Origin of the sequence: Falsihalocynthiibacter sp. SS001 (genome assembly GCF_042445055.1) — a bacterium.
Lineage (GTDB): Bacteria > Pseudomonadota > Alphaproteobacteria > Rhodobacterales > Rhodobacteraceae > Falsihalocynthiibacter.
In genome coordinates, this window is record NZ_CP170339.1 from 1,184,326 (window position 1) to 1,207,374 (window position 23,049).

Here is a 23,049-nt window from a genome sequence, read left to right on the forward strand (position 1 = left end):
TTCACCAAAGTTATTTCATTTGCCTTGGCACAAAACGCGGCTACCGTGCGTTTGGTTCCGAGAAAAATGAAAAAAGGTGTGAATACTATGCATTCCAATTCCGCAAATGTCGATTTGGCAGGAACGATTGAACAACATTTGCCGTTTCTGCGCCGCTATGCGCGGGCGCTAACCGGATCGCAGGGGTCCGGAGATCGTTTTGCAGCAGCGACACTCGAAGCGGTTCTCGAAGACCGAAGCGCGTTTGAAGCAGCGTCAGGGCCAAAGGTCGCCCTGTTTCAAACGTTCCATTTGATTTGGGCCAGCGCAGGAGCGCCCGTGGCCGATGATGAGTCCGGGCCTGCCAGTCGTGCACACCAACATCTGGCCAAACTCACCGAGCGCACGCGTGAAGCACTTCTTCTATTCACGATCGAAGAATTTACCATCTCGGAGATTGCCGAGATTATGAACACTCGGACCGACGATGTGGAGCATCTCTTGAGTGTTGCCCGCGAGGAAATGCAAAACACTATTTCTGGCAAGGTCATGATTATCGAGGACGAACCGATCATTGCGATGGACCTTGAGGGAATTGTCTCGGACATGGGGCACTCGATAACCGGCAATGCCCGCACCCGCAAAGAGGCGCAGGTGCTCGGCACGACAAAACGGCCCGATCTTATTCTTGCGGACATCCAGTTGGCGGATAACTCCTCAGGGATTGACGCCGTTCATGATCTCTTGGCCGAATTGGGCGACGTACCCGTTATTTTCATAACGGCTTTTCCAGAGCGTCTCTTGACGGGCGAACGCCCCGAACCCACCTTTCTAATTGCTAAGCCATACACAGTTGAGCAGGTCCGCTCGGCGGTAAGCCAAGCAATGTTTTTTGCGTCAACCGAAACTCTGAAACAGGCATAGCGACGAATTTAGGTGACTTTGCAAATTTCTTGGCCTCAAATGGAACTTTATTCAAAGTCTCGGGTTGAGTCTGTGAAACGCGATAATTTGAGAGGATATGATAATGGCTCGTGGTGCCGACATTAAAAAGATTAAAGAACCAACAACCGAAGATATCGCCAAACAGCTCGATGCGCTCAAGAGTGACATGAAAGAGCTTAGCGATACTCTTGCCGCATTGGGCAAAGCAAAAGGCGAAGAGCTTAGCAATGAAGCGAAAGCCAAGGCAAATGCAGCAGTTGCAAAAGGTAATGAGGAACTTGAGCGCCTGCGTGGTCATGCCCAAACTCTGAATGACGATGCCCGCGAGTACGTCAATAAAAACCCCGCCACGTCGCTCGGTATTGCGGCGGCAGTTGGATTTGCTGTTGGTCTACTGACATCGCGTCGTTAGTTCACATATGATTGAATTGTTACAATCTCTAATTCAAGAGAAGGCGGAGCGCGCGAAGCGCTCCGCTGGTTTGAGCCTGATGGCGGTCGCGATGTTTGCAGTCGCTGCGCTGTTCTTGACGATGGCAGCATGGTTTGCGCTTCTCACTGTTGCGTCGCCCGCGCTGGCATCCATGATTGTCGGGCTGGTTTATCTTTCGGTTGGGTGCATTTTCATCGGCCTTAAGATGGTGTTTAACCGTCAGCCCCCACCCGAACCCGAACCCACCCCACAGCCTGTACCGCTCTTGGAAGCGTTCTTGACCGGAATGCAAGCTGGTGCAAATGCTCGCAGGCCCAAGCCGGATCGCAATGACGACCGTTCATAGCGGACTTATTGACAGTTCGTGGAATGACCTGAAACACTGCCAATCATAAGGCAGTGTTTTGTCCTGTTTAGAGGGTGGCAAAGGTGAAGTATCGCGCAAAGCTCCTACAGTTCGCTCAAACCGTCAGGGCAAGCTATTGGTTCATACCCGCCGTTATGGTGCTGGCCGCCGCATTGGTGGCGAACCTTGCGCATTGGTTGGATTTGAACACTGATATCCTGCCGTTTCAGCTCCCTGATGCTCTACTCAATACGCAAGCAGAGGGCGCGCGCTCAACGTTGTCTACCATCGCGACCTCAATTGTTGGCGTAACAGGGGTTATGTTTTCGATGACGGTTGTTGCGGTGTCCTTTGCGGCGGGCAACTATGGCCCGCGTTTGATAAGCAACTTTATGCGTGATCGCGGCAATCAGATTAGCTTGGGTATTCTGATTTCCACATTTGTGTATGCGCTGTTGGTTCTAAGGGTGGTCCAATCGCCGTCCGATGCCGCTGATGTGGCAGAATTTGTACCGCATTACTCGATACTTCTGGCGATTGTCGCGTGCATCGTTTCGGTGTTCACGATGATCTATTTTGTGCACCACGTGCCCGAAACAATCAACGTTTCAAACATCACTGCTGCACTCGGCAAAAAGCTCGAATGCGCCATTCAGGATCTGATCGAGGCCGACAATCACCGCGATGAGGACAACGGCAGGAGTTCTCCGAACATACCGCCCGATCACGTTCTTTTTCTGCGCAAGGCGGGTTATATTCAGGTTCTGCGGTATCATCGGATTGGCGAGCTGTGCAAAAAGAACGGTCTAAAGACTGACATTCTCTGCCACCCGAGCGACTTCGTAACCAAATACACGCCGGTCATGCGTATCTGGACCACTGAAGAGCTTCCGAAATCAACGATATCCGAGCTTCAGGAATGTTTCGCAGTCGGAACGAGCCGAACCGAAAATCAAAGCCCATTTTTCATTGTCGATCAACTCGTCGAAATGCTGGCACGTGCGCTCTCACCTGGCGTGAATGATCCGTTTACCGCGGTCAATTGTCTGAATTGGATGCACAACGCGCTAAAGACGGCACAGTATTATCAAGATGGGCTTGGGAAGTCTGGATCAAGTAGTTTCGCGCTCAGTCCGAACCTTACGTTTGACGCCCTCTATGAGCGTAGCTTTGGTGCTTCGCGGCCTTACTGTGAATCCGATCATATCGTATTGGCGCAATTTGAGTATCTATCGAATGACCTCAAGAATGAGGGCTAGGATCGTCAAGGTCCGCGTGGACGGCCAATAGTTCAAGTTCCGTAGCTTGCGGAGCGATGGTGCGGAACGCTTCCTTAACCCCAGCGGTGGTAAGTTCGCGCTGAACCACGATAAGCGTGTTTGGGTCCAGATCATCACATAGGGAACGCATGTGCTCGATCTCGGCTTGTGCCGTTCCCGATGCGGCCTCGACCGAAGGGGCGCCGTAAAGGTCCACGAAATGTTGCGCGAGGGCACGCGCCAGCACCTCTAATTCGTCAGTCGTTATCTCGGCTACGGCGACGAATGTGACCCGCCCGAATGTTTCCAGCCCCAGCCAACCGTTCGCGAAGGCTTGCCGCGCTTTTCCCGCCAGATCACCTTCGGTCCAGTCCGAAAACTCAAAGCCACCAGCGATGCACCATTCGCCCGTACGTGCGGGAGAGTGGAAAACGTTCTGATCGCTTTCGTCAAAATGTATCGCGCGCGCCAGTTTCATGTGGTGCTCTCCAGTAAGGTTGTCAACGGAATGAGAAGCGTCTCGTCGTTAGATTTGAGCAGCATCCCAAAATCTTCATCCACGCCAATGAATGTACCAGAATGTGATTGAGTGGAATACATCTCCCCGATCCCATGCAGGAGCGGCTCCCAATTGCGATGAAGTGGCGCTGCGCCTTCCTCTGACCAGCGGTTGATCCAGACCAACGTGTGTTTCGTCCAGCTTTCCAAAAGTGTGGACGCCGCAATGTCACCGCATCCCTCGGCGTAAAGTGATGTTTCCTCGGGCGTTAATCCAGTATCGCTCTGCGCCGGAATAAGCGAAAGCGAGAGCGAAATCACGAGCCAGTCCGGTTCGCGGTTCTGCTCGGTGGTCGAGGCAGCAACGCGCAATGCTCCACACCGCGCTCCGTTCAATAGAATGCCGCCATCCCATTGCAAATGAACTGCAACTTCCGGTGGGGCAAGCGCGCCGAGCGCATTTTGAAACCCAACCCCGCAAACCGGAAGCATCGCGATGGCCGCGGAAAGCGGCACTTCCGGCGCAAACACAATCGCTGCCCTAACCGTGTCAGGCCCAAGATTGTAGACGACCAAGCCCGCATCGCATCCACGCTTGGCCTCTGTGATCGCGACGGCCATCGGATCGCGCGCGTCCGTTAGCTCCATGCCGGAAAGGAGGGGAGGGAATTGCGGTGCGATCATGCGTTTCCAGACGCGATCAGATCGCGCGCGATTTGGCGAAAGGTCTTGGCGGCTTGTGAATTTGGTTGTGACACCAGTATCGGTGCGCCTCCGTCAGAAGCGAGCCGAATATCGATGCTAAGCGGTATTTCCGCCAGCAACGGCACACCCAACTTTTCAGCCTCGGATGCTACGCCGCCGTGCCCGAACACGTGCTCTTCGTGCCCACAGGACGAGCAAATATGCGTGGACATATTCTCAATCATTCCAAGGATTGGAGTTCCCAGCTGATTGAACATATCAATCCCCTTGCGGGCGTCGATCAACGCAACATCCTGCGGAGTGCTGACGATTATTGCACCGTTGAGTTCCGCCTTTTGGGCGAGCGTCATTTGCACGTCCCCAGTTCCGGGCGGAAGGTCAACAATCAGGACGTCAAGCGCGCCCCACTGCACCTGTGTCAGCATCTGTTGAAGTGCACCCATAAGCATCGGTCCCCGCCAAACGACGGCTTGATCATCATTAGTCATCAATCCGAGCGACATCATCGTCACGCCATGGTTGCGCAGTGGAAGGATTATTTTACCGTCCGGCGATGCAGGCCGCCCCGAAACACCCAACATTCGTGGCTGCGAAGGGCCATAAACATCAGCATCCAGTAGCCCGACACGCCGTCCTTCAGCCGCCAGCGCACAGGCAAGGTTTGACGACACGGTTGATTTTCCGACGCCGCCTTTGCCCGATGCGACCGCAATAATACGATCGATGCCCGCGATTTTTTGGGGACCTTTGGGTGCCGCTTTATGCGCAGGTTTAAGGTCGGGGGGCGCTTGTGGACTGCTGTGAGCCGTTAGCGCGACCGAGACTTTCTCGGCACCGTCAAGCGCTGCGATTGCCGCCTCGGCTTGGTCTCGGATGGCTTCGTATGTCTTGGCGTTGGAGGGGCTGACTTCGAGCACAAACCGTACATCCGCACCGCTTACATTCAGCGCGCGTACAACTCCTGCGGCGATCAAATCCTGCCCCGAAATGGGATCATTGATGGTCTTGAGGGCCTCTAGGACCGCTTCTCTACTTAGGGTCACCAATAATTATCCTTCGATCTTGCCGGTGACTGTGTGCTCAAGCTCCAGACCGTCAATTGTCAGGACCACGCGGGCCTCGAAAGGGCCGCTCTTGTCGCTATGATTTCGCAGGGCTTCCTCGATTGCTTGTTGTGAAGTAACACCCACTTGCTTGAGAAACTTACGGATCGACATGTTGTAATCTTGGCTCATTCGGACCTCCTCTAATGATCTTTGCGTTTGCTGAAATAGTCCTCTGATGTGCGGGGCGCGGGGCGTGCTTTGCCCGCCATGGGGGCATTTTGGCTGTGATATTGGGCCTTTACCCTGCAATCGTCGCACATTTGGATGAGGCGCGCTGTATCGCTTGTGGCGAACATCGAGTGCTTGCCAGCAAGTTTCTCCATAATGCGATCTACGGTCGATTTCACACCAAACAACGCACCGCATTCGATACAGGCACAAGGTTCTTCTTCGTGCAGCACGACTTGATTGAGGGCGCTATCCGCAAGGTTAAGACGTGGTTCTAGCGTGATCGCGCTCTCGGGGCAGATATTGGAGCAGAGGCCGCACTGCAAACAGGCGTCTTCTTGAAAACGAAGCTGCGGCATGTCGGGATTATCGGCCAACGCGCCAGAGGGGCAGAGCGATACGCAAGACAAGCAAAGCGTACATGCCGAAGTATCCACCAATACCGCGCCATATGGGGCATTGGGAGGAAGCGGCAGATGCGTGCCCTCGTTCATTGATTTGGCCGCGAGGCGGGTAATTTGACGACGGTTTCCCATTGCCAAGATTGGTTCCTGCGACGAGGCAAGGATAGCTTGGCCATAAAGCGCTTTACATAGCGCGTCGGGATCGGCAACGTCCAGCAATCTCAAGTTGTCCGAACTTGGCGCTATGGCGCGGGCCAGTTCGTATTCAAACGATATGGTTTCTTGATCGGACTTAGGGGCAACGAGGATAGCGACCCCTGCAAAACCTGATGCAAGTGCGGCAAGCATTTCTGCGTGGCCAAAACTTGCGAGTGCCGACATTTCGAGCGGAATAACATTAGCAGGAAGCCCGTCGCCGTATCTACTCGCGAGTTGGATCATTTCTGTGCCGAAATCCGCATCATGCACCAAGAGGCGCGGCTCTTTTCCACCTGCATCCATAAAGGCCGAAGTAAGGGTTGTGATGCGGCGGAATACGCTTTCAGTTGGGGGGGCGTCATAGGTGATCGCACCAGACGGGCAGAGCGATGAACAAGCGCCACAGCCCGCGCAAATCATCGGATCAATTGCCACAGTATCGCCCGCCGAAGTGATCGCACCGGTAGGACAGGCATTCAGGCATTTGGAGCACGCGGGTTGCTCTGCGCGGGAATGGGCGCAGAGCGACTCTTCGAATTTCAGATAGAGCGGTTTTTCAAACGTCCCAATGAGCTGTGACGCCTCAAGAACCGCTTGCGCCACCGATTGCGCGTGCTTGATGTCCGCCCGCAGATAGCCATCCCGTTTCTCGGGCGCTGCAAAGAGTGAGGCTTCGCCAGATAGATCAAGCATGACGTCGCAAACCGATTGCGCGTCCCCCGAACTTGGCAGCATTTCCGGTGCGCCTCTGCCTCCTCTAGCGGGTTCGCGGAAATTCTCTATGCGTACATTGAAATCCCCGAAATGCCCTCGCGCGCTGCGCAGCTTTCCAGCGACCGTATCATAGCGTCGATCGGTCGGAATTTCCGCGTCAGGATGTTGGAGAACCGTGACGTTCAAAATCTCGCAGAGGTCACGCGCCGCGGAATGCGCCACCTCCGAAGCCTTCGCATCATATGGCGCCACGATCAGGCACAAACCTTCGGAAATAACATCAAGCGATTTCGCGGTCGCGATAGGGAGCATGCCCTCGGCAATAAGTGCGGAAATCTTGGGGAGCTTGGAGCGTGTATCTTTACTCCAACCGGCGCGATCACGGATGTCGAGAAACTCTGGCTCGCCCGCCTCTATTTCATTTGCAAGCTCTTGAAAAAACGCGCGTTCTTGCATGCAGGCGATGACCGCATTGCCATTCTTGATTGCCTCGGCTGCCTGTGCCGATTGTGCGCCGCAAAGCTCGGTATATACGCCCTTACACGCCAGATTGGTTTGCCCCGATATAGCCTCTTGGTCGAGGGACTGGGTTCCTAGACAATCGCACAGTATCAGGGACTTGGGCATTTGGTCTCCTCTTGGGTTCCCGCTTGTGAACGGGGCAGGGCGAGCCCGCTTACAGCTACCGTAGGCACGAAACCCCGAATGCGTAAACCGAAAATTTGATTGTCGACGGATTTGGCGACTGATCACGGCAGCGTTACGATTCTTAAGAAAACTGTTTGAAAATTAGAGAGTATGCCGCAGTATTAAAGAACATTGCTGGCTTTGGGAGGGGATTTGCAAGATTCGGTACCAAAATTTCAGGCGATTCAGTTAGGTGTCGTTGTGCGGCGGTTGCCGGGTGCGACGCGCTGGCGAAAATATGCGTGGAAGGCAATCGGTGTAATGCCAGGAGCGCCAGACGCGCAATGGCGAGAATTGCGCCGCGAAGGTGACGCGGTTGAATATCACGCCGCGACACGTCCTCTCGAAGTTTATCATACCGATACCGAAGCTTACTTGGCGGGGCTGGGCGCTCGCGACCCTTCGATCTATCTCGTCATGCGCGAGAGTTTCGGAGAGCATCCGTTGGAAGTACTTCTGGTGACCGCTTCGCCATACGAGGCACAGGATTTCGCCGACAATGGCGAAGACATCGTCGAAAAGGTTCCGATGCCCGATGGCGTTGTTGCGTGGCTGAGAGATTTTATCGAAGCGCATCATTCTGACGAAGCATTCGTTAAGCGCCGCCGCAACAAATCGCGTGTTGATCAGGTCGAGGATGGCATAGGCGATCCACGCATTACCCAGCTCACCGATGTGTACCGCGCACCGATGACCGTTAGGAGGGCCGCAGAATGAGCCGCACGCCCACAGATTTCTGGTCAAGCCGCAAAGCGGGGGTTCGGGCGGAGTTGGCCGAACAGAACGAACTAATAGCTGAACGCGCGCACGCCCAAGAAATGGCAGAGCGCGAGGCCAAATCAGACGAGGCAATACTGGAAGAGTTAGGGCTCCCTAAACCTGAAGCGATGAAAGCCGGCGACAATTTCGCGGGCTTCATGTCCAAATCAGTGCCCGAGCGTTTGCGTCGGCGCGCGCTGCGCAACCTATGGGGAAGCAATGCGACATTGGCGAATTTGGATGGGCTCATTGAATATGGCGAGGACTATACCGACGCCAACACCGTGATTGAAAATATGCAGACGGCGTATCAGGTTGGTAAGGGCATGATGCACCACATCAACGTCATGCTGGAGGAGGCCGAGGCGCAAGATGCAGAAGAGCCGCAAGATGTCGCCGCTGTCCGCCCACCAGAGGAAGTGCCGGACCTAGAGCCCGCACCTGAGGCTGAATACGAATTCAGTGAGTTAGAAGACCAAGAGCCAGCCCCCACACGGCGGCGCATGAGATTTGAGCCCATCCCAAGGGACGGAGGCGAAGCATGAACGCTGAACAGGATATCATGATCCCAGAGGAGGACCGCCTTCGCGCGGACCTATATAACTATCTGGGGTTGTTGCTCGCGCGGCCTGCGGATCAGATTACGTTGGAGCAAACCGCCGCCCTGAGCGGAGATGCAAGCGGACTGGGCGCGGCAATCACGTCGTTGGCAAAGGTTGCGAAAGTTTCCAAGCCGCAAGCGGTCGAGCGTGAGTTTAACGCATTGTTTATTGGTTTGGGTCGTGGCGAGCTTTTGCCTTATGCGTCCTATTACTTGTCTGGCTTTTTGAATGAAAAGCCGCTGGCTGCACTTCGCTCTGATATGGCGGCGCATGGCATTCGGCGTGCTCCAAATGTGTATGAACCCGAAGATAACATCGCCTCATTAATGGAAATGATGGGCGGATTGATTGTCGGGCGGTTCACCGGTGTCGGCAGCCTTGCCGATCAAAAAACGTTTTTTAACAAGCATATCGGCCCTTGGGCCAAACATTTCTTTTCGGACCTAGAGGGCGCCAAGGCCTCTGTTTTCTATGCTTCGGTCGGTTCTGTCGGCCGTGAGTTCATGGAGATCGAACGCGAGGCATTTCGACTACTGGCCAACTGATGGCCGTATAGCGGCGCAAAGATTGCGCCACAAAATAGGGAGGATGATCCGATGACCAAGAAAAACGAGGAAGGCACAAGCCGCCGCGATTTTCTCAAGCTCGCGAGTGTGTCCGCCCCTGCGGCGGTTGCTGCTGTGACTTTGACAGGAACCGAAGCCGAGGCAAGCACGGCGCAATCTGCCGACAGCGGTGGAATTCAAGACACGCCCCATACGCGGGCTTACTACGAGAGTACGCGGTTCTGATCGCGCGCTGTGGCGGCGCCGCGCAGTAGGAGGCTGCGAGGTGCCATAAGATACCAAGCAAGCGCGCGTTATCGTGCCAGCAAGGGAGACAAGACATGCTTAGGAAAAAGACCAACGGGGTATCACGACGCGCCCATCGGACAAGTATCCTGTCTGGTGTTGCGGAAAAATCGGTTGATCGCCGCGCATTTTTGCGCGGATCAGGATTGGCCATCGGAGGGCTCGCCGCCGTTAGCGCAACGGGCGGAACAGTTACACAAGCGAATGCACAGTCGGCAGCGGGAGCAGCGGTTGAGACAGTTAAATCGGTCTGCACGCATTGCTCGGTCGGGTGTACCGTAATCGCCGAAGTTGAGAACGGTGTTTGGACAGGGCAGGAGCCCGGATGGGACAGCCCGTTTAACCTTGGGGCGCATTGTGCGAAAGGCGCATCGGTGCGCGAACATGCCCACGGTGAACGCCGCCTCAAATATCCGATGAAGAAAGAAAACGGTGAGTGGGTTCGCATAAGCTGGGAGCAAGCGATCAACGAGATCGGCGACGGCATGATGAGTATCCGCGAGGAAAGCGGGCCTGACAGTGTTTACTGGCTTGGATCGGCCAAGCATAACAACGAACAAGCCTATCTGTTCCGTAAATTCGCGGCGTATTGGGGCACCAATAACGTGGACCATCAGGCCCGCATATGCCACTCGACCACGGTTGCTGGGGTTGCGAATACTTGGGGCTATGGTGCGATGACCAATAGCTATAACGATATTCATAACTCCAAGGCGATCTTCATTATTGGCGGAAACCCTGCTGAGGCGCATCCTGTTTCGCTTTTGCATGTTCTCAAGGCCAAAGAAGAAAACAACGCGCCGCTGATTGTTTGCGATCCGCGCTTTACGCGCACGGCGGCTCATGCGGATGAATTCGTTCGTTTCCGTCCGGGTACGGATGTCGCGCTGGTTTGGGGGATTTTGTACCACATCTTTGAAAACGGCTGGGAGGACAAAGAGTTCATCCGTACCCGTGTTTGGGGAATGGACCAAATCCGCGAAGAAGTTGCGAAATGGAACCCCGAAGAAGTAGAGCGCGTAACGGGCGCGCCAGGTGAACAGCTTGAACGGGTTGCGCGTACACTCGTGAATAACCGTCCGGGAACGGTTGTTTGGTGTATGGGCGGCACCCAACACACGACAGGAAGCAGTAACACGCGTGCATATTGTGTTCTGCAACTTGCGTTGGGCAATATGGGCGTCGCAGGTGGCGGTACCAATATTTTCCGCGGCCACGACAACGTACAAGGCGCCACCGATATGGGCGTCCTTTCGCATACGCTTCCGGGCTATTACGGCCTTGCTGACGGAGCTTGGGCGCATTGGGCGCGTGTTTGGGGCGAGGACCTGGACTGGCTCAAGGGGCAATTCGCCAGCGCTCCGGGGGCTGACGGGAATGAACAAAATCTCATGACCATGATTGGTATCCCCGTAAGCCGCTGGATTGATGGTGTGCTAGAGGATGCCGAAAACACCGACAATCCAAACAACGTGCGGGCGATGGTCCTTTGGGGGCACGCGCCGAACTCACAGACACGCGGCAAGGAAATGAAAACCGCGATGGAGAAGCTGGATATGTTGGTTGTGATTGACCCATATCCAACTGTTACTGCGGTGATGCAGGACCGAACCGATGGGTGCTACTTGTTACCTGCGTGTACACAGTTTGAAACACGCGGCTCCGTAACTGCCTCCAATCGCTCTTTGCAATGGCGCGAAAAAGTGGTGGACCCGCTGTTTGAGAGCCTGCCAGATCATGTCATCATGGCAAAGTTCGCAAACAAATTCGGTTTTGCGGATCGCTTGTTCCGCAACATCGAAATGGAGGACCCCGAAACACCAAATGTCGAGAGCATTCTCCGCGAGATTAACCGCGGCATGTGGACCATCGGTTATACGGGGCAATCGCCGGAACGCATCAAGCTGCATATGGAAAATCAACAGACCTTTGATCGCACAACGCTGCGAGCGGTTGGTGGCCCTGCTGATGGGGATTACTATGGGATGCCGTGGCCATGTTGGGGAACACCCGAGATGAACCACCCCGGCACAGCGATCCTCTATGATATGTCGCAACCTGTGTCTAAAGGTGGGCTTACGTTCCGCGCTCGGTATGGTGTGGAAAGGGATGGAGATAACCTTCTGGCCGAAGGGGTCTATTCGAAAGACTCCGAGATTCAGGACGGCTATCCCGAGTTCACCATGCAAATGCTGGTGGACCTCGGATGGGATGGTGACCTGACCGATGATGAACGCACGGCGATTGATGCCGTAGCGGGGCCAAATACCAACTGGAAGACAGACCTTTCTGGCGGTATTCAGCGCGTCGCGATCAAGCATGAATGTGCTCCCTTCGGGAACGCACGGGCGCGGGCCGTAGTTTGGACATTCCCCGATCCCGTACCGCTTCATCGCGAGCCGCTATATACGCCAAGGCGCGATTTGCTGGCGGATTATCCAACCTACGAGGATCGTAAGTTCTATCGGCTTCCGACGCTCTATGCCTCGATTCAAAATCAGGACTTCTCGGGCGACTACCCGATTATCCTGACATCTGGCCGATTGGTTGAATATGAGGGTGGGGGCGACGAAACGCGCTCCAACCCTTGGCTTGCGGAATTACAGCAGGACATGTTTGTCGAGATCAACACGCGCGATGCCAATAACGTTGGCATTCGGGACGGTGATCAGTGCTGGGTCGAAGGGGCGGAGGGCGCCAAAGTCAAAGTCATGGCGATGGTGACCGAACGTGTCGGCGAAGGCGTAGCCTTTATGCCGTTCCACTTTGGTGGCCATTTCGAGGGCAAGGACCTGAGAGACAAATACCCCGAAGGCGCCGATCCTTATGTTCTGGGCGAGAGTACCAATACCGCACAGACATATGGCTATGATGTCGTCACCCAGATGCAGGAGACCAAAGTGACTCTCTGCAAAATCACAGCAGCGTAAAGGAGATTTGATATGGCTAGAGCAAAATTCCTCTGCGACGCCGAGCGCTGCATTGAATGCAATGCCTGTGTGACCGCATGTAAGAACGAACACGAAGTGCCGTGGGGCATCAACCGACGGCGTGTCGTGACGATCAATGATGGCAAGCCAGGTGAGCGTTCGATCTCGATGGCGTGTATGCATTGTTCTGATGCTCCGTGCATGGCGGTATGCCCGACGGATTGTTTCTATCAAACGGACGATGGCGTCGTTCTTCACTCCAAGGATCTATGCATCGGGTGTGGGTATTGTTTCTATGCTTGCCCATTCGGTGCGCCGCAGTATCCACAAGCGGGGAATTTCGGTAGCCGCGGTAAGATGGACAAATGTACCTTCTGTGCTGGTGGTCCCGAAGAGAACAACTCAACCGCCGAGTTCCAGAAATACGGGCGCAACCGGATCGCAGAAGGTAAGCTGCCGATCTGTGCCGAGATGTGTTCGACCAAAGCGCTGCTTGCTGGGGACGGCGATACCGTCTCTGAAATCTACCGCGAGCGTGTTGTTTCGCGCGGGTTTGGCGCAGGCGCTTGGGGTTGGGGTACGGCTTATGGTCTCAAGGGAGGCTAAGACGCGGCGATTACTCAATAAGGGTGGCGGCGCGTTCGCCACCTTGGAATTCCTCGCATTGGTGGTTCTATGATACGCATTCTCCTTGGGCTTATTTTGTCTTTGGGCCTTGTTTTGAGCGCCCCTGTGTCGGCACAGGATAATTCTCCGAATCCGCCCAATGATCGAACCTCAACTGGTGGCGCGCAGAACCTTCAGGATATTTTGGATCGCCAGAACCAAAAGCGCATCGACGATCAATTCCGCCGCGATGCGACAGGTGCAGAGGAGGGCGCGCCAGCCATAGATCAGCTTGGTACGCTCGGCGGGGCCTCGGACTCGGATATTTGGCGCGCGTACCGATATGGTTCGGCGGATGTTCGGGTGTCTGGAGGCGGTGATGTGGCGAAAACCGTCATGCAGTCGGGTGGGATGTGGTGGCTAAAATTCCGTGCCACAACGCTACACACGCTGATGACTTACTCTATCATCGGCATCCTTGTTCTGCTTGCGCTGTTTTACCTGATCCGTGGCAAGATCCGAATATCTGGCGGAAAAACAGGCCGCAAAGTCATTCGATTTAAGGCTGTTGAGCGGCTTGGCCATTGGACGCTCGCTATTTCCTTTATCCTACTGGCGCTTACGGGGCTGTTTACCCTATTCGGGCGACAGATCATCCTTCCCCTACTTGGGCGCGAGGCCTTTTCCACAATGGCGATTGCCGCCAAGTGGATACATAACAATGTCGCTTGGGCCTTTATCATCGGCCTCGTGATGATTTTTGTGTTCTGGGTAAAGGATAACTTTCCCGACAAGACAGATATCAAATGGATCGCGCAGGGCGGGGGAATATTTAACAAGAACCTCCATCCGCCAGCCAAGAAGTTCAACGCAGGTCAAAAGGTTATTTTCTGGTCGGTGGTCATCTTTGGCACCTCGGTTTCGGTAACGGGTGTATCGCTGCTGTTTCCGTTTCAGATCCCGCTCTTCGGCCATACGTTCGAAATATTGAACGCAATGGGATTGCCGCAGCTTGTAGGTTTCGGCGAGCTAAACACCGCGCTAACGCCCCAAGAGGATATGCAGTTTGCGCACGTGTGGCACGCGCTCTTGGCGGGGCTGCTAATCGTTATCGTGATTGCGCATATCTATATTGGCTCGGTCGGAATGGAGGGCGCATTCAGCGCAGTTGGAACCGGTGAAGTTGAAGAACAATGGGCGCGCGAGCATCACTCTCTTTGGGTGGAGCAAGTGTTGGCCGAAGAACGCGCCGCCCCTAAAGATGCGCAGGAGGTATAGGGCATGAGGATAATTGCTTTTGCCGCGCTTTTTGTAGGGGTTATCGCGATAGGCGCGAATATGACATTGTCGCAAATCGGGTTTTCATCAGCGGACCGAAACAGCAGCAGTTCGGTGCGGGTCGGCAATTAGGGTGTTTAGATTTATTATAGCAAGAGGAAAGTATCATGAATTGGAAAGTTACTCTTGTTGTGGGAAGCGTCGTGCTCCTCGCGGGATGTGTTGAGGATGCTGGCACATCAAATGTTGGTATGCCCTCGGTCGGCAGCAGCTCAGACCTAAGCGATTTTGAGGGCGCGCGCGCAGGGCAGGCAGAGATGGGCCTGAAAAGCCTTGGATATGAAGCTGCCCGCACCGAAGGTTTGACGGCTTATTGGTATAACAATGCAACTAATGCCTGCGCACGTATTGTGACATCCAATGGTCGGTACTCCGAGGTTGATATGGTGTCCGCTAACGAATGCTGATCAATTTCTCAGGGGCCCAAGTCTTACAGGGCTCCTGCTGCGCGGAATATGATGCGGCCTTGTTACTCTAATTTGCCACTTATCACTAAGAGGGGCCGATATGCGCCGTTGTTTGTATCCATCGCTAAGCATTATCGCACTTGGCACAATTGTTTCTGCCGCGTGTGCAGAGGAGCTACAACCGATAGGGCCGGACGATCTGGCGTTTTCGGTGGAGAACATGGATCAATCGGTTGATCCAGCAGAGGACTTCTATCGTTATGCTTCTGGTGCTTGGCAGGATCGCATTACACGTCCGTCGCACCTCAGTGCCTATGGTATGTTCGACATTATGCAAGAGCGTCAAACACAGCAAATGAAGCTGACCGTGGCGCGCGCTGGCGAAGCTGCAGCGACGGCACCAAAGGGGAGCCCGACGCAGCTCGTCGGAGATTTCTACAACGCTTATATGGACGTAGAGCGTATAGACGCGGCGGGGATCGAACCCATTCGTGATCTGCTTGATAAGATTGCGGAGCTTGAGAACCTTGATGATTTGCTGCGTTTTTCGGCGGAGCTTGCGATGTCGGATGGTCCGGCAATGCTCGTGGCGTTTCTTCCTTTTCCCGATCTTGCCGACAGTAAGAAATATGCCGTCTACGGGCAGGGCGGGAGCCTTGGGATTGATGAACAGTTTCATAGCTTGCTCAGAGAGGGGCCAGATGGCGAGCGCTATGTGGCCTACAAGACCTATATCGAAGAGATACTCGACATAGCGGGCTATGAGGCCGAAGACGCGCAGCGCATTGCCGAAACAACGCTGGAAATTGAAACAGAGATTCTGGCGGCAATGCTCTCACCCGAAGAGGGGATTGACCCGCACAATTTCTATAACCCGATGCCGTTTGTGGACGCGCAGGCCGAAATTCCCAATTTCGATCTTCCAATATATTTTGAGACACTGGGGATTGATGTCCCCGAGAATGTCATTCTGTCAGAGCCACGTCTGTTCCCAGTTCTTAACAAGATGCTGGCGGAACGGCCGCTTCAAGACTTCCAAGATTATGCAACATTTCGCGTCATCGATAGCTATCGCCCTCAACTCACAACCGAATTCGACGAACCATCGCGCGTTTTTGATGAGGTCCTGACGGGCGTTGGTGTCCTCCTCCCCCGCGAAGATAGGGCCTTGGAAGAGTTGAAAGTGGCCTTGGGCCATCCCCTAAGCCAAGTTTACGTCGACAATTTCTACCCCGAAGAAATCCGCACTAAGGCGACCGATATGGTCGATCGTATCTACGAAACATTCATGAAGCGGATTCCTTCGCTCGATTGGCTCTCTGATGAAACGCGGGCGGCAGCGCAGGAGAAGCTTGAGAAATTCACAATTCGCATCGGGTATCCTGACAACTGGATTGATTATAGCAGCGTCGATATCGGGCCTGATGTCGTGGATAATATGCGCAACATCGCGGCCTTTGATGTGAAACGATACTTTGAGCGCGCCTCTGGTCCGGTGGTTCAAGAAGAGTTCAACTCAGAGTCAACACTCCCGATAGTGGTGAACGCCGCCTACAACGCACTGATGAATGGTTTCGAGGTTCCCGCAGCGATCCAGCAGGCACCGGCCTTTGACGCGGACATGGACGCGCCGATTTACTTCTGTCGTCTAGGAGCGATCATTGGCCATGAAATGACGCACGGGTTTGATAGCGGTGGCCGACAATTTGACGCCGACGGTAACCTGCGTGATTGGTGGACCGAAAAAGACGCCGAAGCCTTCAACAAAAGGGCGGAGAAGTTAGTCGATCAAGCCAACGCCGTTGAAATCCTTCCGGGCCTGTATCTGAACGGCCCTCTGAACGTGAAGGAAAACATGGCGGATGTCGGCGGCGTTTCATTGGCGCATGCGGCGCTTATGGAACACCTTGAAGAACACCCCGAAGAAAATGTCGAGATCGACGGACTTAGCCCCTCACAACGTTGCTTCCTATCGTGGGCGCAGCTTTGGACTTGGAAAGCGTCGGAACAGTTTATCCGAACAATCGTGGCTTCGGACGGGCACCCTCCGAGTGAGTATCGTACCTATGCACCGCTTCAACATCTGGATGCGTTCTACGAGGCATTTGACATTAATGAAGGCGACCCAATGTGGCTTGCGCCCGAGCAACGGGTGAGTGCGTGGTAAGCAGATCAGGAATGAGATGAGCGGTAAATTTCCGTCGTCGCGCGGTTAAGCAACTCTTCCATTGCGGCGGCAGAGGACCCGTCGTTTCGTTTGATCGCTTCGAGCACTTCGATGTGGGCTTCGTAACCTTCTTTGAGTGAGCTGTGATGTTGTTCCTGTAGCGCGAAGCTGGCCTTTAGGAGCGGGGTCAGAATAGAGCTAAGCCGTTGAATTAGAGTGTTTCCACTGGCCTCAAATATCGCGAGGTGGAAGTCGATGTCTGCCGCATAAAACGCCGTTTTGTCATCGAGTTCCGCGTGCATCCGTGAGAGTGCCGTTTCTAGCTTGGCAAGAGATGCTGGATCCGCGCGTTCGGCCGCGAGCGATGCGGCGCGTGGCTCCACCGCGCGGCGCAGATCAACGAGATCGCGTAGTACATAAAGCGGCAAATCCTCGGGCCGATGCCAAGAGAGCACCCGCGCATCAAGCATATCCCAATCATCGCGCGGACAGACAAATGTGCCCGCTCGTTTGCGTGCACGGATGAGCCCCTTTGTTGCCAGAACTTTGAGCGCCTCTCGGACAGCTTGGCGCCCTGCGGCGAACTCGTCCTGTAGCTCGGTTTCCTTGGGGAGTGGTTCCCCTTCCTTGATCTCGCCTTGCGCAATTCGGGTGCCGAGTGCGTCAGATATACGTTCGAACACCAGCGGAGATTTCGTCATCGGCCTGTAATCCAAGGAAAGGCAATAAGCATCGCAACCGCAAGAATCTGGAGGCAAATGAAGGGCACAAGTGAACGAAAGATCGTTGCCAAAGTAATTCCCGGAGGCGCCACGCTCTTGAGATAAAACGCCGCTGGACCGAAGGGCGGTGAAAGAAACGATACCTGCATGTTCATAGCGAACAACACGCCGAACCAGACAGGGTCATATCCAAGCTTCACAATTACCGGAACAAAGATCGGCATGGTAAGGAGCGCAATCCCGACCCAATCCAGGAACATCCCGAGGATAAATAGGATCAGCATCATGAACAGAAGGATGATCGTAGGATTGTCTGAGATGCCGGTAATTAGGGCCGAGACAAACTGAATGCCGCCCATAAGGTTAAACACGCCCACAAGAGCGCTCGCGCCGATGCCGATCCACACGATCATACCAACCGTGCGCAGCGATTGGAGCGCTGCTTCCTTGAGCATTTCAAGCGAAAACTCGCGCCGCACGATGGTTGATAGGATAACGCCAGCGACGCCAACTGCGGATGCTTCGGTCACGCTCGCGATGCCGCCATAGATAGAGCCAAGCACCGCCGCAACCACGCAGAGTGGCAGAAAAAGGCCCTTCAGCAGGCGGAGCTTTTCGCCGCGCGAAATTGCATCGGGTTCGGAAATCGGTGCGAGTGCAGGGTTCATATAGGCGCGCACCAGAACGTAAATGGTATAGAAGCCAGCCAGCATCAAACCCGGCAGGAAGGATGCGGTAAACAGGTCCCCAACCGACACGTTTGCCGTTAGCCCATAGATGATCAACACGATCGACGGCGGCACCATGGTGCCAAGCGCACCGCCCGCACATACCACGCCAATCGCCAAGTGTTTATCATAGCCAAGTCGAAGCATCTGGGGCAGGGCAACAAGCCCGAGCAGCACAACCTCGCCGCCAATGATCCCGCTCATCGCAGCAAGAACCACGGCAACCGCGATGGTCTGTATCGCGATACCACCGCGAAGGCGACCCCCCACCAGCTTCATGGCGTCAAACAAATCGCGCGCAATGCCCGAGCGGTCCAGAATGGCCGCCATAAGCACGAACATCGGCACGGATACGAACACGAACGACGAAACGAACGAGAACACGCGGCTTGTGATCAACGGGACGACTTGTGGCCCAAACCATCCGAGCGCAAAGATCAATGCCACAAGCAGCGTGACATAGGCCAGCGGCATGCCCGTGATGAGCAACCCGAGAAGCAAGGCAAACATCGCGAAGGTGCCGTATTCAATCCCGAGAGATTGCAGCGAACCAAAGAACTCCATTAGCGCGCGCCCCGCATATAATTGATCGCGAGGATCAGGAACTGAACGCTCATAATAGTAAGGATAATGAGCAGTGAGATTTTGGTGAGCCCAGGATACATCGGATCCCAAGCGCTGCCTGAGGTTTCGATCCGAACGCTCCCATCCGGCGCGAAGGCAGATCGCTTCACCATAAGCCAAGCCGCCCAAGCAAAGATGCCGCTCGCGAGCGCGCTAATCAGGGAAATGATAATATTCAAAACACGCCGAACAGAGGCGGGGACATAGTCGTACACAAGTACAACGCGGATGTGCTGATTGCGCGAAACACAGTATAGGCCGCCATAGATAAACACCAAACCACAGATGAAAATCGTGGTTTCATGGGCCCAGATTGTCGGGGCGTTGAACACATACCGCATCACGACTTCGAAAATGAGGATAAAGACAGCCGCAATGAGTGCGATGGCAAAAACGATACCGACCTTATCAATGATGTGGCCCAAAGCGCCGGCTTCTTTCACCGCGCCTTGATCGGCTTCGCGTTCTATGGGTGTGATGAGCTCGCTCGACATAGTTCCTCCCCCGCAGTATGAACCCCTCCAACGAATTGGGCCGCAGGTGATGCGGCCCAACTTATTGCGTGGCTTATTCCATCAAACCGTTGGATTTGAGGTATTCGCTCAGAACATCATATACACGCTGGGCGTTGTCTGATTTTCCTGCGATTTCAATCCATTGGCTAGCGGCGATTTCGCGGAATTTCGCGCGCTCTTCGGCAGACCAATCGATGACGGTGACCTCTCCGCCATTCTTGGCTTCTTCGACGGCCGCGAGGTCACGTTCGGCAAGCGCCGCTACCTGAGACTGTGCGAACTCTTGCACAGATTCTGACAGGACAGCTTGAGTTTCGGCATCCAATCCATCCCAGACGGATTTGTTAATGGATACTTCAACCAGCGGCATCGAGTGGAAACCCGGATAGATCGGGAAGGGCGCAACATCGTGCATCCCTTGCGCAGCGTTTGTCGAGAAAACGGAATAGTCCGCCGCGTCGATCACGCCCTTATCCAGCGATGTGAAAACCTCAGAACCAGGCAAGTTCACCGGCGAAGCACCCGCCGCCGCAAACACATTTTGCACAAGGCCCTCTGGGGCACGCATTTTCAAGCCCTGAAGATCGTCAACTCCATTCAGTTCCACTTTGGAAACGAATGCTTCCAGCCCGGGTGTCGTCGCGCCGATGAACTGAAGCCCATATGGATTCAACAACTCGTTCATAAGCTCGTTGCCGCCGCCATTGTTCATAAAGTCGAACATTTCCTGCGGATCGGACCATGCGCCAACGGGGTTCGCAATTAGGCCGAACGCTGGGTCGCGTCCCGCAAAGTAGGACGTATCGGTGATGTGCCCATCGAGAATCCCCGCCGAGATCGCGTCTTGGGTTTCGTTGTGTGCGACGATTGATGTGACGGGGAGCAGCTCAATTGCGATTTTGCCGCCTGTCTTTTCCTCGATGGAATTTGCCCAGCCCTGCTGTAGCTCAAAGTTTGGGTTCCCCGCGGGGTCCGAAGATTGGAATTTCAGCGTCGTATCCGCAGCCCATGCTGAGCCCGCAGCCGTCACAGCCGCAAATACGACGCCGGACAGTATTCTAATGTTCTTAGTCATTCTTATTCCTCCCATTTAGTCTTGTTTAGTCGGGTCTGGTTCCTCCTACCATTCGGCGATTGACCCATCTTCGTGTCGCCAAACTGGTGCCCGCCAGCGGTGGCCGATTTTGGCACTCTCGCGGATGTAATCCTCATCAAGTTCAATGCCTAAGCCTGCCCCCTGAGGGATCGCAAGGAAGCCGTCCGTACATGAATAGCGGCTGTCCTCTTTCAGGTAATCATTCATGTCCGCACCAGTATTATAGTGCATCCCAAGGCTTTGTTCCTGAATGAATGCGTTGTGACAGAGTGCATCAAGTTGCAGACTCGCAGCAAGGGTAATTGGCCCGAGCGGGCAGTGCGGGGCAAATGCAACGTCATAGGTTCCCGCCCAGTGCCCAATCTTGAGCATCTCGGAAATCCCGCCCACATGCGACACATCTGGGTTGATCACGCTCACGGCGCGGTTCTCAAAAACCTGCTTGAAATCATAGCGCGAATGAAGGCGTTCGCCAGTGCACAAGGGAATGGTCGTGGCGCGCGAGAGATCGGTAATCGTGTCCATTTGCTCGGGTGTGACCGGATCCTCTACAAAGAGCGGGCGCATCGGCTCGAGTTCCTTAAGTAAGGTCTTGGCCATCGGCGCGTGTACCCGTCCGTGAAAATCAAGCACGATATCCATTTCGCTGCCGATAGCGTCCCGAAGATCGGAAATGCGCTTTACGATTTCATCGACTCTTGAGTGGTGGTCTACGATCTTGAGTTCGGCACAGGCATTCATCTTGCAGGCGTCATACCCTTTCGCCTGAAGTGCGCGGGCACTTTCTACAAGGTTTTCGGGCCGATCCCCACCAATCCAACAATAGCTTCGGATTTTGTTGCGAACTGCCCCGCCAAGAAGGGCGTGGATGGGCGCATCATGGAATTTCCCCTTGATGTCCCACAACGCCATGTCAATTCCTGCTAGAGCGCTCATAAGGACGGGACCGCCGCGATAGCACCCGTTGCGATAGAGCATCTGCCAAGTGTCTTCGATCGCTAGTGGGTCGCGACCGATCAGAAATTCTCCCAGTTCTTCACACGCCGCCGCAAGGGTCGCTGCACGCCCTTCAAGAACGGGTTCGCCCCAACCAACAAGCCCTTCGTCTGTCTCAATCTTAAGAAAGAGCCAGCGCGGCGGGACGAGGAAAGTTTCAATCGAAGTGATTTTCATTGGCAAGATCTCTGGATTACTCCGACGAGTTCAATATGTCTGACATATAACGAGGGACTCGGTTATCGAGTCAATGTTTATCTGTTGGGGCGGGTTCAGAAGTTGGTTGGCTATTTGTGTATGGAAAAAATATTCCATAATTGCGCGGCGCAAGTATTGACTTTTGGAACTCACTTCTTTGATAACGGACAGGATACCCACGATATGTTTGCCTTCGTTCCGTCGTAGCTGAGGCATGAGAATAAGGGAAACATTCTATTGCCCAAGAACGAGAACCTCGACGAATTTGTAAATCGTTTGCGTATTGAGCGCGCAAATATGCCCAAACGTTTGCGCTCGATTGCGGATGCGATGATCCAGCGGCCCGCAGATTTGGCGTTGATGTCCATTCCGGAAATCGCGCGCTCGCTTGAGGCATCGCCGTCCGCGCTTGTACGGTTTGCCAAGGCAATGGGGTATGAGGGGTTCGCCCCGATGCAGAAGGTTCTGCGTCAGGATTTCATGTCCGAGACCACGAATTATCGCGAGCGCTCTAAGGGGATCGGAACGCCATCTCAGGGGGTCGAAAGCGAAGTGGGTTATGTGTTTGACGCCTTCACCTCCGCCAACATAAGCGCGATTGAGCGTGCGCAGTCCGAGATGGACGTTCAGGCGATCGGAAGAGGCGTAGAGTTGTTGCGCAAGGCGCGGCTTATCGGTGTGATCGGGCAGCGGAGATCGTTTCCGCTTGCCGCATATCTTTACTATGGACTGACGCGGCTGAACGAGGACGCGATCTTGCTCGACTGTGTTGGCGGGATGTCGGAGCCACAGATCTCACCGCTTGGCGCAAAAGATGCGCTGTGCGTGATTTCGTTCGCGCCCTATGCCGAGCAAGCTGTTGCAATTGCCCAAGAAGCCAAAAAGCGTGGATGCAAGATCCTTGCTATCACAGATAATGCCAAGAGCCCGCTCGCGAAACTGGCGACAGAGAGCATCTTCGTGGACGAGAGCAATCTAAACAATATTCGCGCCATCGCGGTCACATCTGTCGTTATTCAGACGATCTTTGTGAGCCTTGGAAAAGATGTGCGTTAGGCCGTTGGAGGA

General features: G+C 54.5%; 24 protein-coding genes. 14 read left to right on the plus strand and 10 right to left on the minus strand.

All coding sequences use genetic code 11. The features are described 5' to 3' along the window. Nucleotides 1-87: 87 nt before the first annotated feature. The 4 genes from ACFE33_RS05795 to ACFE33_RS05810 all read left to right on the plus strand — a co-directional run bounded on the left by ACFE33_RS05795 (nucleotide 88) and on the right by ACFE33_RS05810 (nucleotide 2,962). Entirely contained in the window at nucleotides 88-903 is an 816-nt protein-coding gene (locus tag ACFE33_RS05795) for a response regulator (protein ID WP_380058015.1), read from the plus strand. A 103-nt stretch (nucleotides 904-1,006) separates the two neighbouring features. Beyond that, nucleotides 1,007-1,336, plus strand: a complete 330-nt coding sequence (locus ACFE33_RS05800) for a YqjD family protein (RefSeq protein WP_380058016.1) — start codon at nucleotides 1,007-1,009, stop codon at nucleotides 1,334-1,336. Nucleotides 1,337-1,343: 7 nt separating this feature from the next. Further along, on the plus strand, nucleotides 1,344-1,703 hold the full coding sequence (locus tag ACFE33_RS05805) for a phage holin family protein (protein ID WP_380058018.1): 360 nt from the start codon (nucleotides 1,344-1,346) through the stop codon (nucleotides 1,701-1,703). An 83-nt stretch (nucleotides 1,704-1,786) separates the two neighbouring features. Next, entirely contained in the window at nucleotides 1,787-2,962 is a 1,176-nt protein-coding gene (locus tag ACFE33_RS05810; RefSeq protein ID WP_380058020.1) for a DUF2254 domain-containing protein, read from the plus strand. On the opposite strand, the gene ACFE33_RS05815 is transcribed toward ACFE33_RS05810, so the two are convergent. Genes ACFE33_RS05815 through ACFE33_RS05835 form a run of 5 tightly spaced genes read right to left on the minus strand, consistent with a single transcriptional unit; the run spans nucleotide 2,946 to nucleotide 7,382 of the window. Continuing rightward, nucleotides 2,946-3,440, minus strand: a complete 495-nt coding sequence (locus ACFE33_RS05815; protein ID WP_380058022.1) for a DUF6505 family protein — start codon at nucleotides 3,438-3,440, stop codon at nucleotides 2,946-2,948. The genes ACFE33_RS05810 and ACFE33_RS05815 overlap by 17 nt on opposite strands. Beyond that, a complete protein-coding gene (locus ACFE33_RS05820; protein ID WP_380058023.1) occupies nucleotides 3,437-4,144 on the minus strand; it encodes a DUF4444 domain-containing protein in 708 nt (235 codons plus the stop codon). The genes ACFE33_RS05815 and ACFE33_RS05820 overlap by 4 nt, the downstream gene beginning before the upstream one ends. Continuing rightward, entirely contained in the window at nucleotides 4,141-5,208 is a 1,068-nt protein-coding gene (locus ACFE33_RS05825; RefSeq protein WP_380058025.1) for an Mrp/NBP35 family ATP-binding protein, read from the minus strand. Before ACFE33_RS05825 ends, ACFE33_RS05820 begins: the two co-directional genes overlap by 4 nt. 6 nt (nucleotides 5,209-5,214) lie before the next feature. Further along, nucleotides 5,215-5,400 carry a DUF6494 family protein gene (locus tag ACFE33_RS05830; RefSeq protein ID WP_380058026.1) on the minus strand — a complete coding sequence of 62 codons (186 nt, stop codon included), beginning with the start codon at nucleotides 5,398-5,400 and terminating at the stop codon, nucleotides 5,215-5,217. A gap of 11 nt (nucleotides 5,401-5,411) precedes the next feature. Continuing rightward, nucleotides 5,412-7,382: a 4Fe-4S binding protein gene (locus ACFE33_RS05835; protein WP_380058028.1), complete on the minus strand. Its 1,971-nt coding sequence runs from the start codon at nucleotides 7,380-7,382 to the stop codon at nucleotides 5,412-5,414. 213 nt (nucleotides 7,383-7,595) lie between these two features. Between ACFE33_RS05835 and ACFE33_RS05840 the strand changes: the two genes are divergently transcribed. The 9 genes from ACFE33_RS05840 (at nucleotide 7,596) to ACFE33_RS05880 (ending at nucleotide 17,102) form a co-directional block, all read left to right on the plus strand. Next, nucleotides 7,596-8,159: a DUF3305 domain-containing protein gene (locus tag ACFE33_RS05840; protein WP_380058029.1), complete on the plus strand. Its 564-nt coding sequence runs from the start codon at nucleotides 7,596-7,598 to the stop codon at nucleotides 8,157-8,159. Next, nucleotides 8,156-8,746: a DUF3306 domain-containing protein gene (locus ACFE33_RS05845; protein ID WP_380058031.1), complete on the plus strand. Its 591-nt coding sequence runs from the start codon at nucleotides 8,156-8,158 to the stop codon at nucleotides 8,744-8,746. Before ACFE33_RS05840 ends, ACFE33_RS05845 begins: the two co-directional genes overlap by 4 nt. Continuing rightward, the gene (locus tag ACFE33_RS05850) at nucleotides 8,743-9,348 is read left to right on the plus strand and encodes a molecular chaperone (protein WP_380058033.1); all 606 of its coding nucleotides are present in this window, start codon (nucleotides 8,743-8,745) and stop codon (nucleotides 9,346-9,348) included. Before ACFE33_RS05845 ends, ACFE33_RS05850 begins: the two co-directional genes overlap by 4 nt. A 51-nt stretch (nucleotides 9,349-9,399) precedes the next feature. Then, nucleotides 9,400-9,594, plus strand: a complete 195-nt coding sequence (locus tag ACFE33_RS05855) for a twin-arginine translocation signal domain-containing protein (protein ID WP_380058035.1) — start codon at nucleotides 9,400-9,402, stop codon at nucleotides 9,592-9,594. Between the two features lie 95 nt (nucleotides 9,595-9,689). Continuing rightward, nucleotides 9,690-12,584, plus strand: coding sequence for a formate dehydrogenase subunit alpha (locus ACFE33_RS05860; RefSeq protein WP_380058036.1), 2,895 nt, complete (start codon nucleotides 9,690-9,692; stop codon nucleotides 12,582-12,584). Between the two features lie 12 nt (nucleotides 12,585-12,596). Next, nucleotides 12,597-13,190, plus strand: a complete 594-nt coding sequence (fdh3B, locus tag ACFE33_RS05865; RefSeq protein ID WP_380058038.1) for a formate dehydrogenase FDH3 subunit beta — start codon at nucleotides 12,597-12,599, stop codon at nucleotides 13,188-13,190. A gap of 69 nt (nucleotides 13,191-13,259) precedes the next feature. Continuing rightward, the gene (locus tag ACFE33_RS05870) at nucleotides 13,260-14,468 is read left to right on the plus strand and encodes a formate dehydrogenase subunit gamma (RefSeq protein ID WP_380058039.1); all 1,209 of its coding nucleotides are present in this window, start codon (nucleotides 13,260-13,262) and stop codon (nucleotides 14,466-14,468) included. A gap of 167 nt (nucleotides 14,469-14,635) precedes the next feature. Next, nucleotides 14,636-14,935: a hypothetical protein gene (locus ACFE33_RS05875; protein WP_380058040.1), complete on the plus strand. Its 300-nt coding sequence runs from the start codon at nucleotides 14,636-14,638 to the stop codon at nucleotides 14,933-14,935. A gap of 100 nt (nucleotides 14,936-15,035) precedes the next feature. Then, the gene (locus ACFE33_RS05880) at nucleotides 15,036-17,102 is read left to right on the plus strand and encodes a M13 family metallopeptidase (protein WP_380058041.1); all 2,067 of its coding nucleotides are present in this window, start codon (nucleotides 15,036-15,038) and stop codon (nucleotides 17,100-17,102) included. 5 nt (nucleotides 17,103-17,107) lie between these two features. Here ACFE33_RS05880 and ACFE33_RS05885 read toward each other — a convergent pair whose 3' ends face one another. The 5 genes from ACFE33_RS05885 to dgoD form a co-directional block, all read right to left on the minus strand. Further along, nucleotides 17,108-17,803 (minus strand): FadR/GntR family transcriptional regulator, encoded by a 696-nt coding sequence (locus ACFE33_RS05885; RefSeq protein WP_380058043.1) that lies wholly within the window; start codon nucleotides 17,801-17,803, stop codon nucleotides 17,108-17,110. Further along, complete coding sequence (locus ACFE33_RS05890; RefSeq protein WP_380058044.1) at nucleotides 17,800-19,116, minus strand: TRAP transporter large permease subunit; 1,317 nt, start codon at nucleotides 19,114-19,116, stop codon at nucleotides 17,800-17,802. Before ACFE33_RS05890 ends, ACFE33_RS05885 begins: the two co-directional genes overlap by 4 nt. After that, nucleotides 19,116-19,670 carry a TRAP transporter small permease subunit gene (locus tag ACFE33_RS05895; protein WP_380058046.1) on the minus strand — a complete coding sequence of 185 codons (555 nt, stop codon included), beginning with the start codon at nucleotides 19,668-19,670 and terminating at the stop codon, nucleotides 19,116-19,118. The genes ACFE33_RS05890 and ACFE33_RS05895 overlap by 1 nt, the downstream gene beginning before the upstream one ends. 73 nt (nucleotides 19,671-19,743) lie before the next feature. Next, complete coding sequence (locus ACFE33_RS05900) at nucleotides 19,744-20,766, minus strand: TRAP transporter substrate-binding protein (RefSeq protein ID WP_380058048.1); 1,023 nt, start codon at nucleotides 20,764-20,766, stop codon at nucleotides 19,744-19,746. Nucleotides 20,767-20,811: 45 nt separating this feature from the next. Beyond that, a complete protein-coding gene (gene dgoD, locus ACFE33_RS05905; RefSeq protein WP_380058050.1) occupies nucleotides 20,812-21,960 on the minus strand; it encodes a galactonate dehydratase in 1,149 nt (382 codons plus the stop codon). Between the two features lie 258 nt (nucleotides 21,961-22,218). Here dgoD and ACFE33_RS05910 point away from each other — a divergent pair, with 258 nt between their 5' ends. Then, the gene (locus ACFE33_RS05910; protein ID WP_380058051.1) at nucleotides 22,219-23,037 is read left to right on the plus strand and encodes a MurR/RpiR family transcriptional regulator; all 819 of its coding nucleotides are present in this window, start codon (nucleotides 22,219-22,221) and stop codon (nucleotides 23,035-23,037) included. Nucleotides 23,038-23,049: the final 12 nt, after the last annotated feature.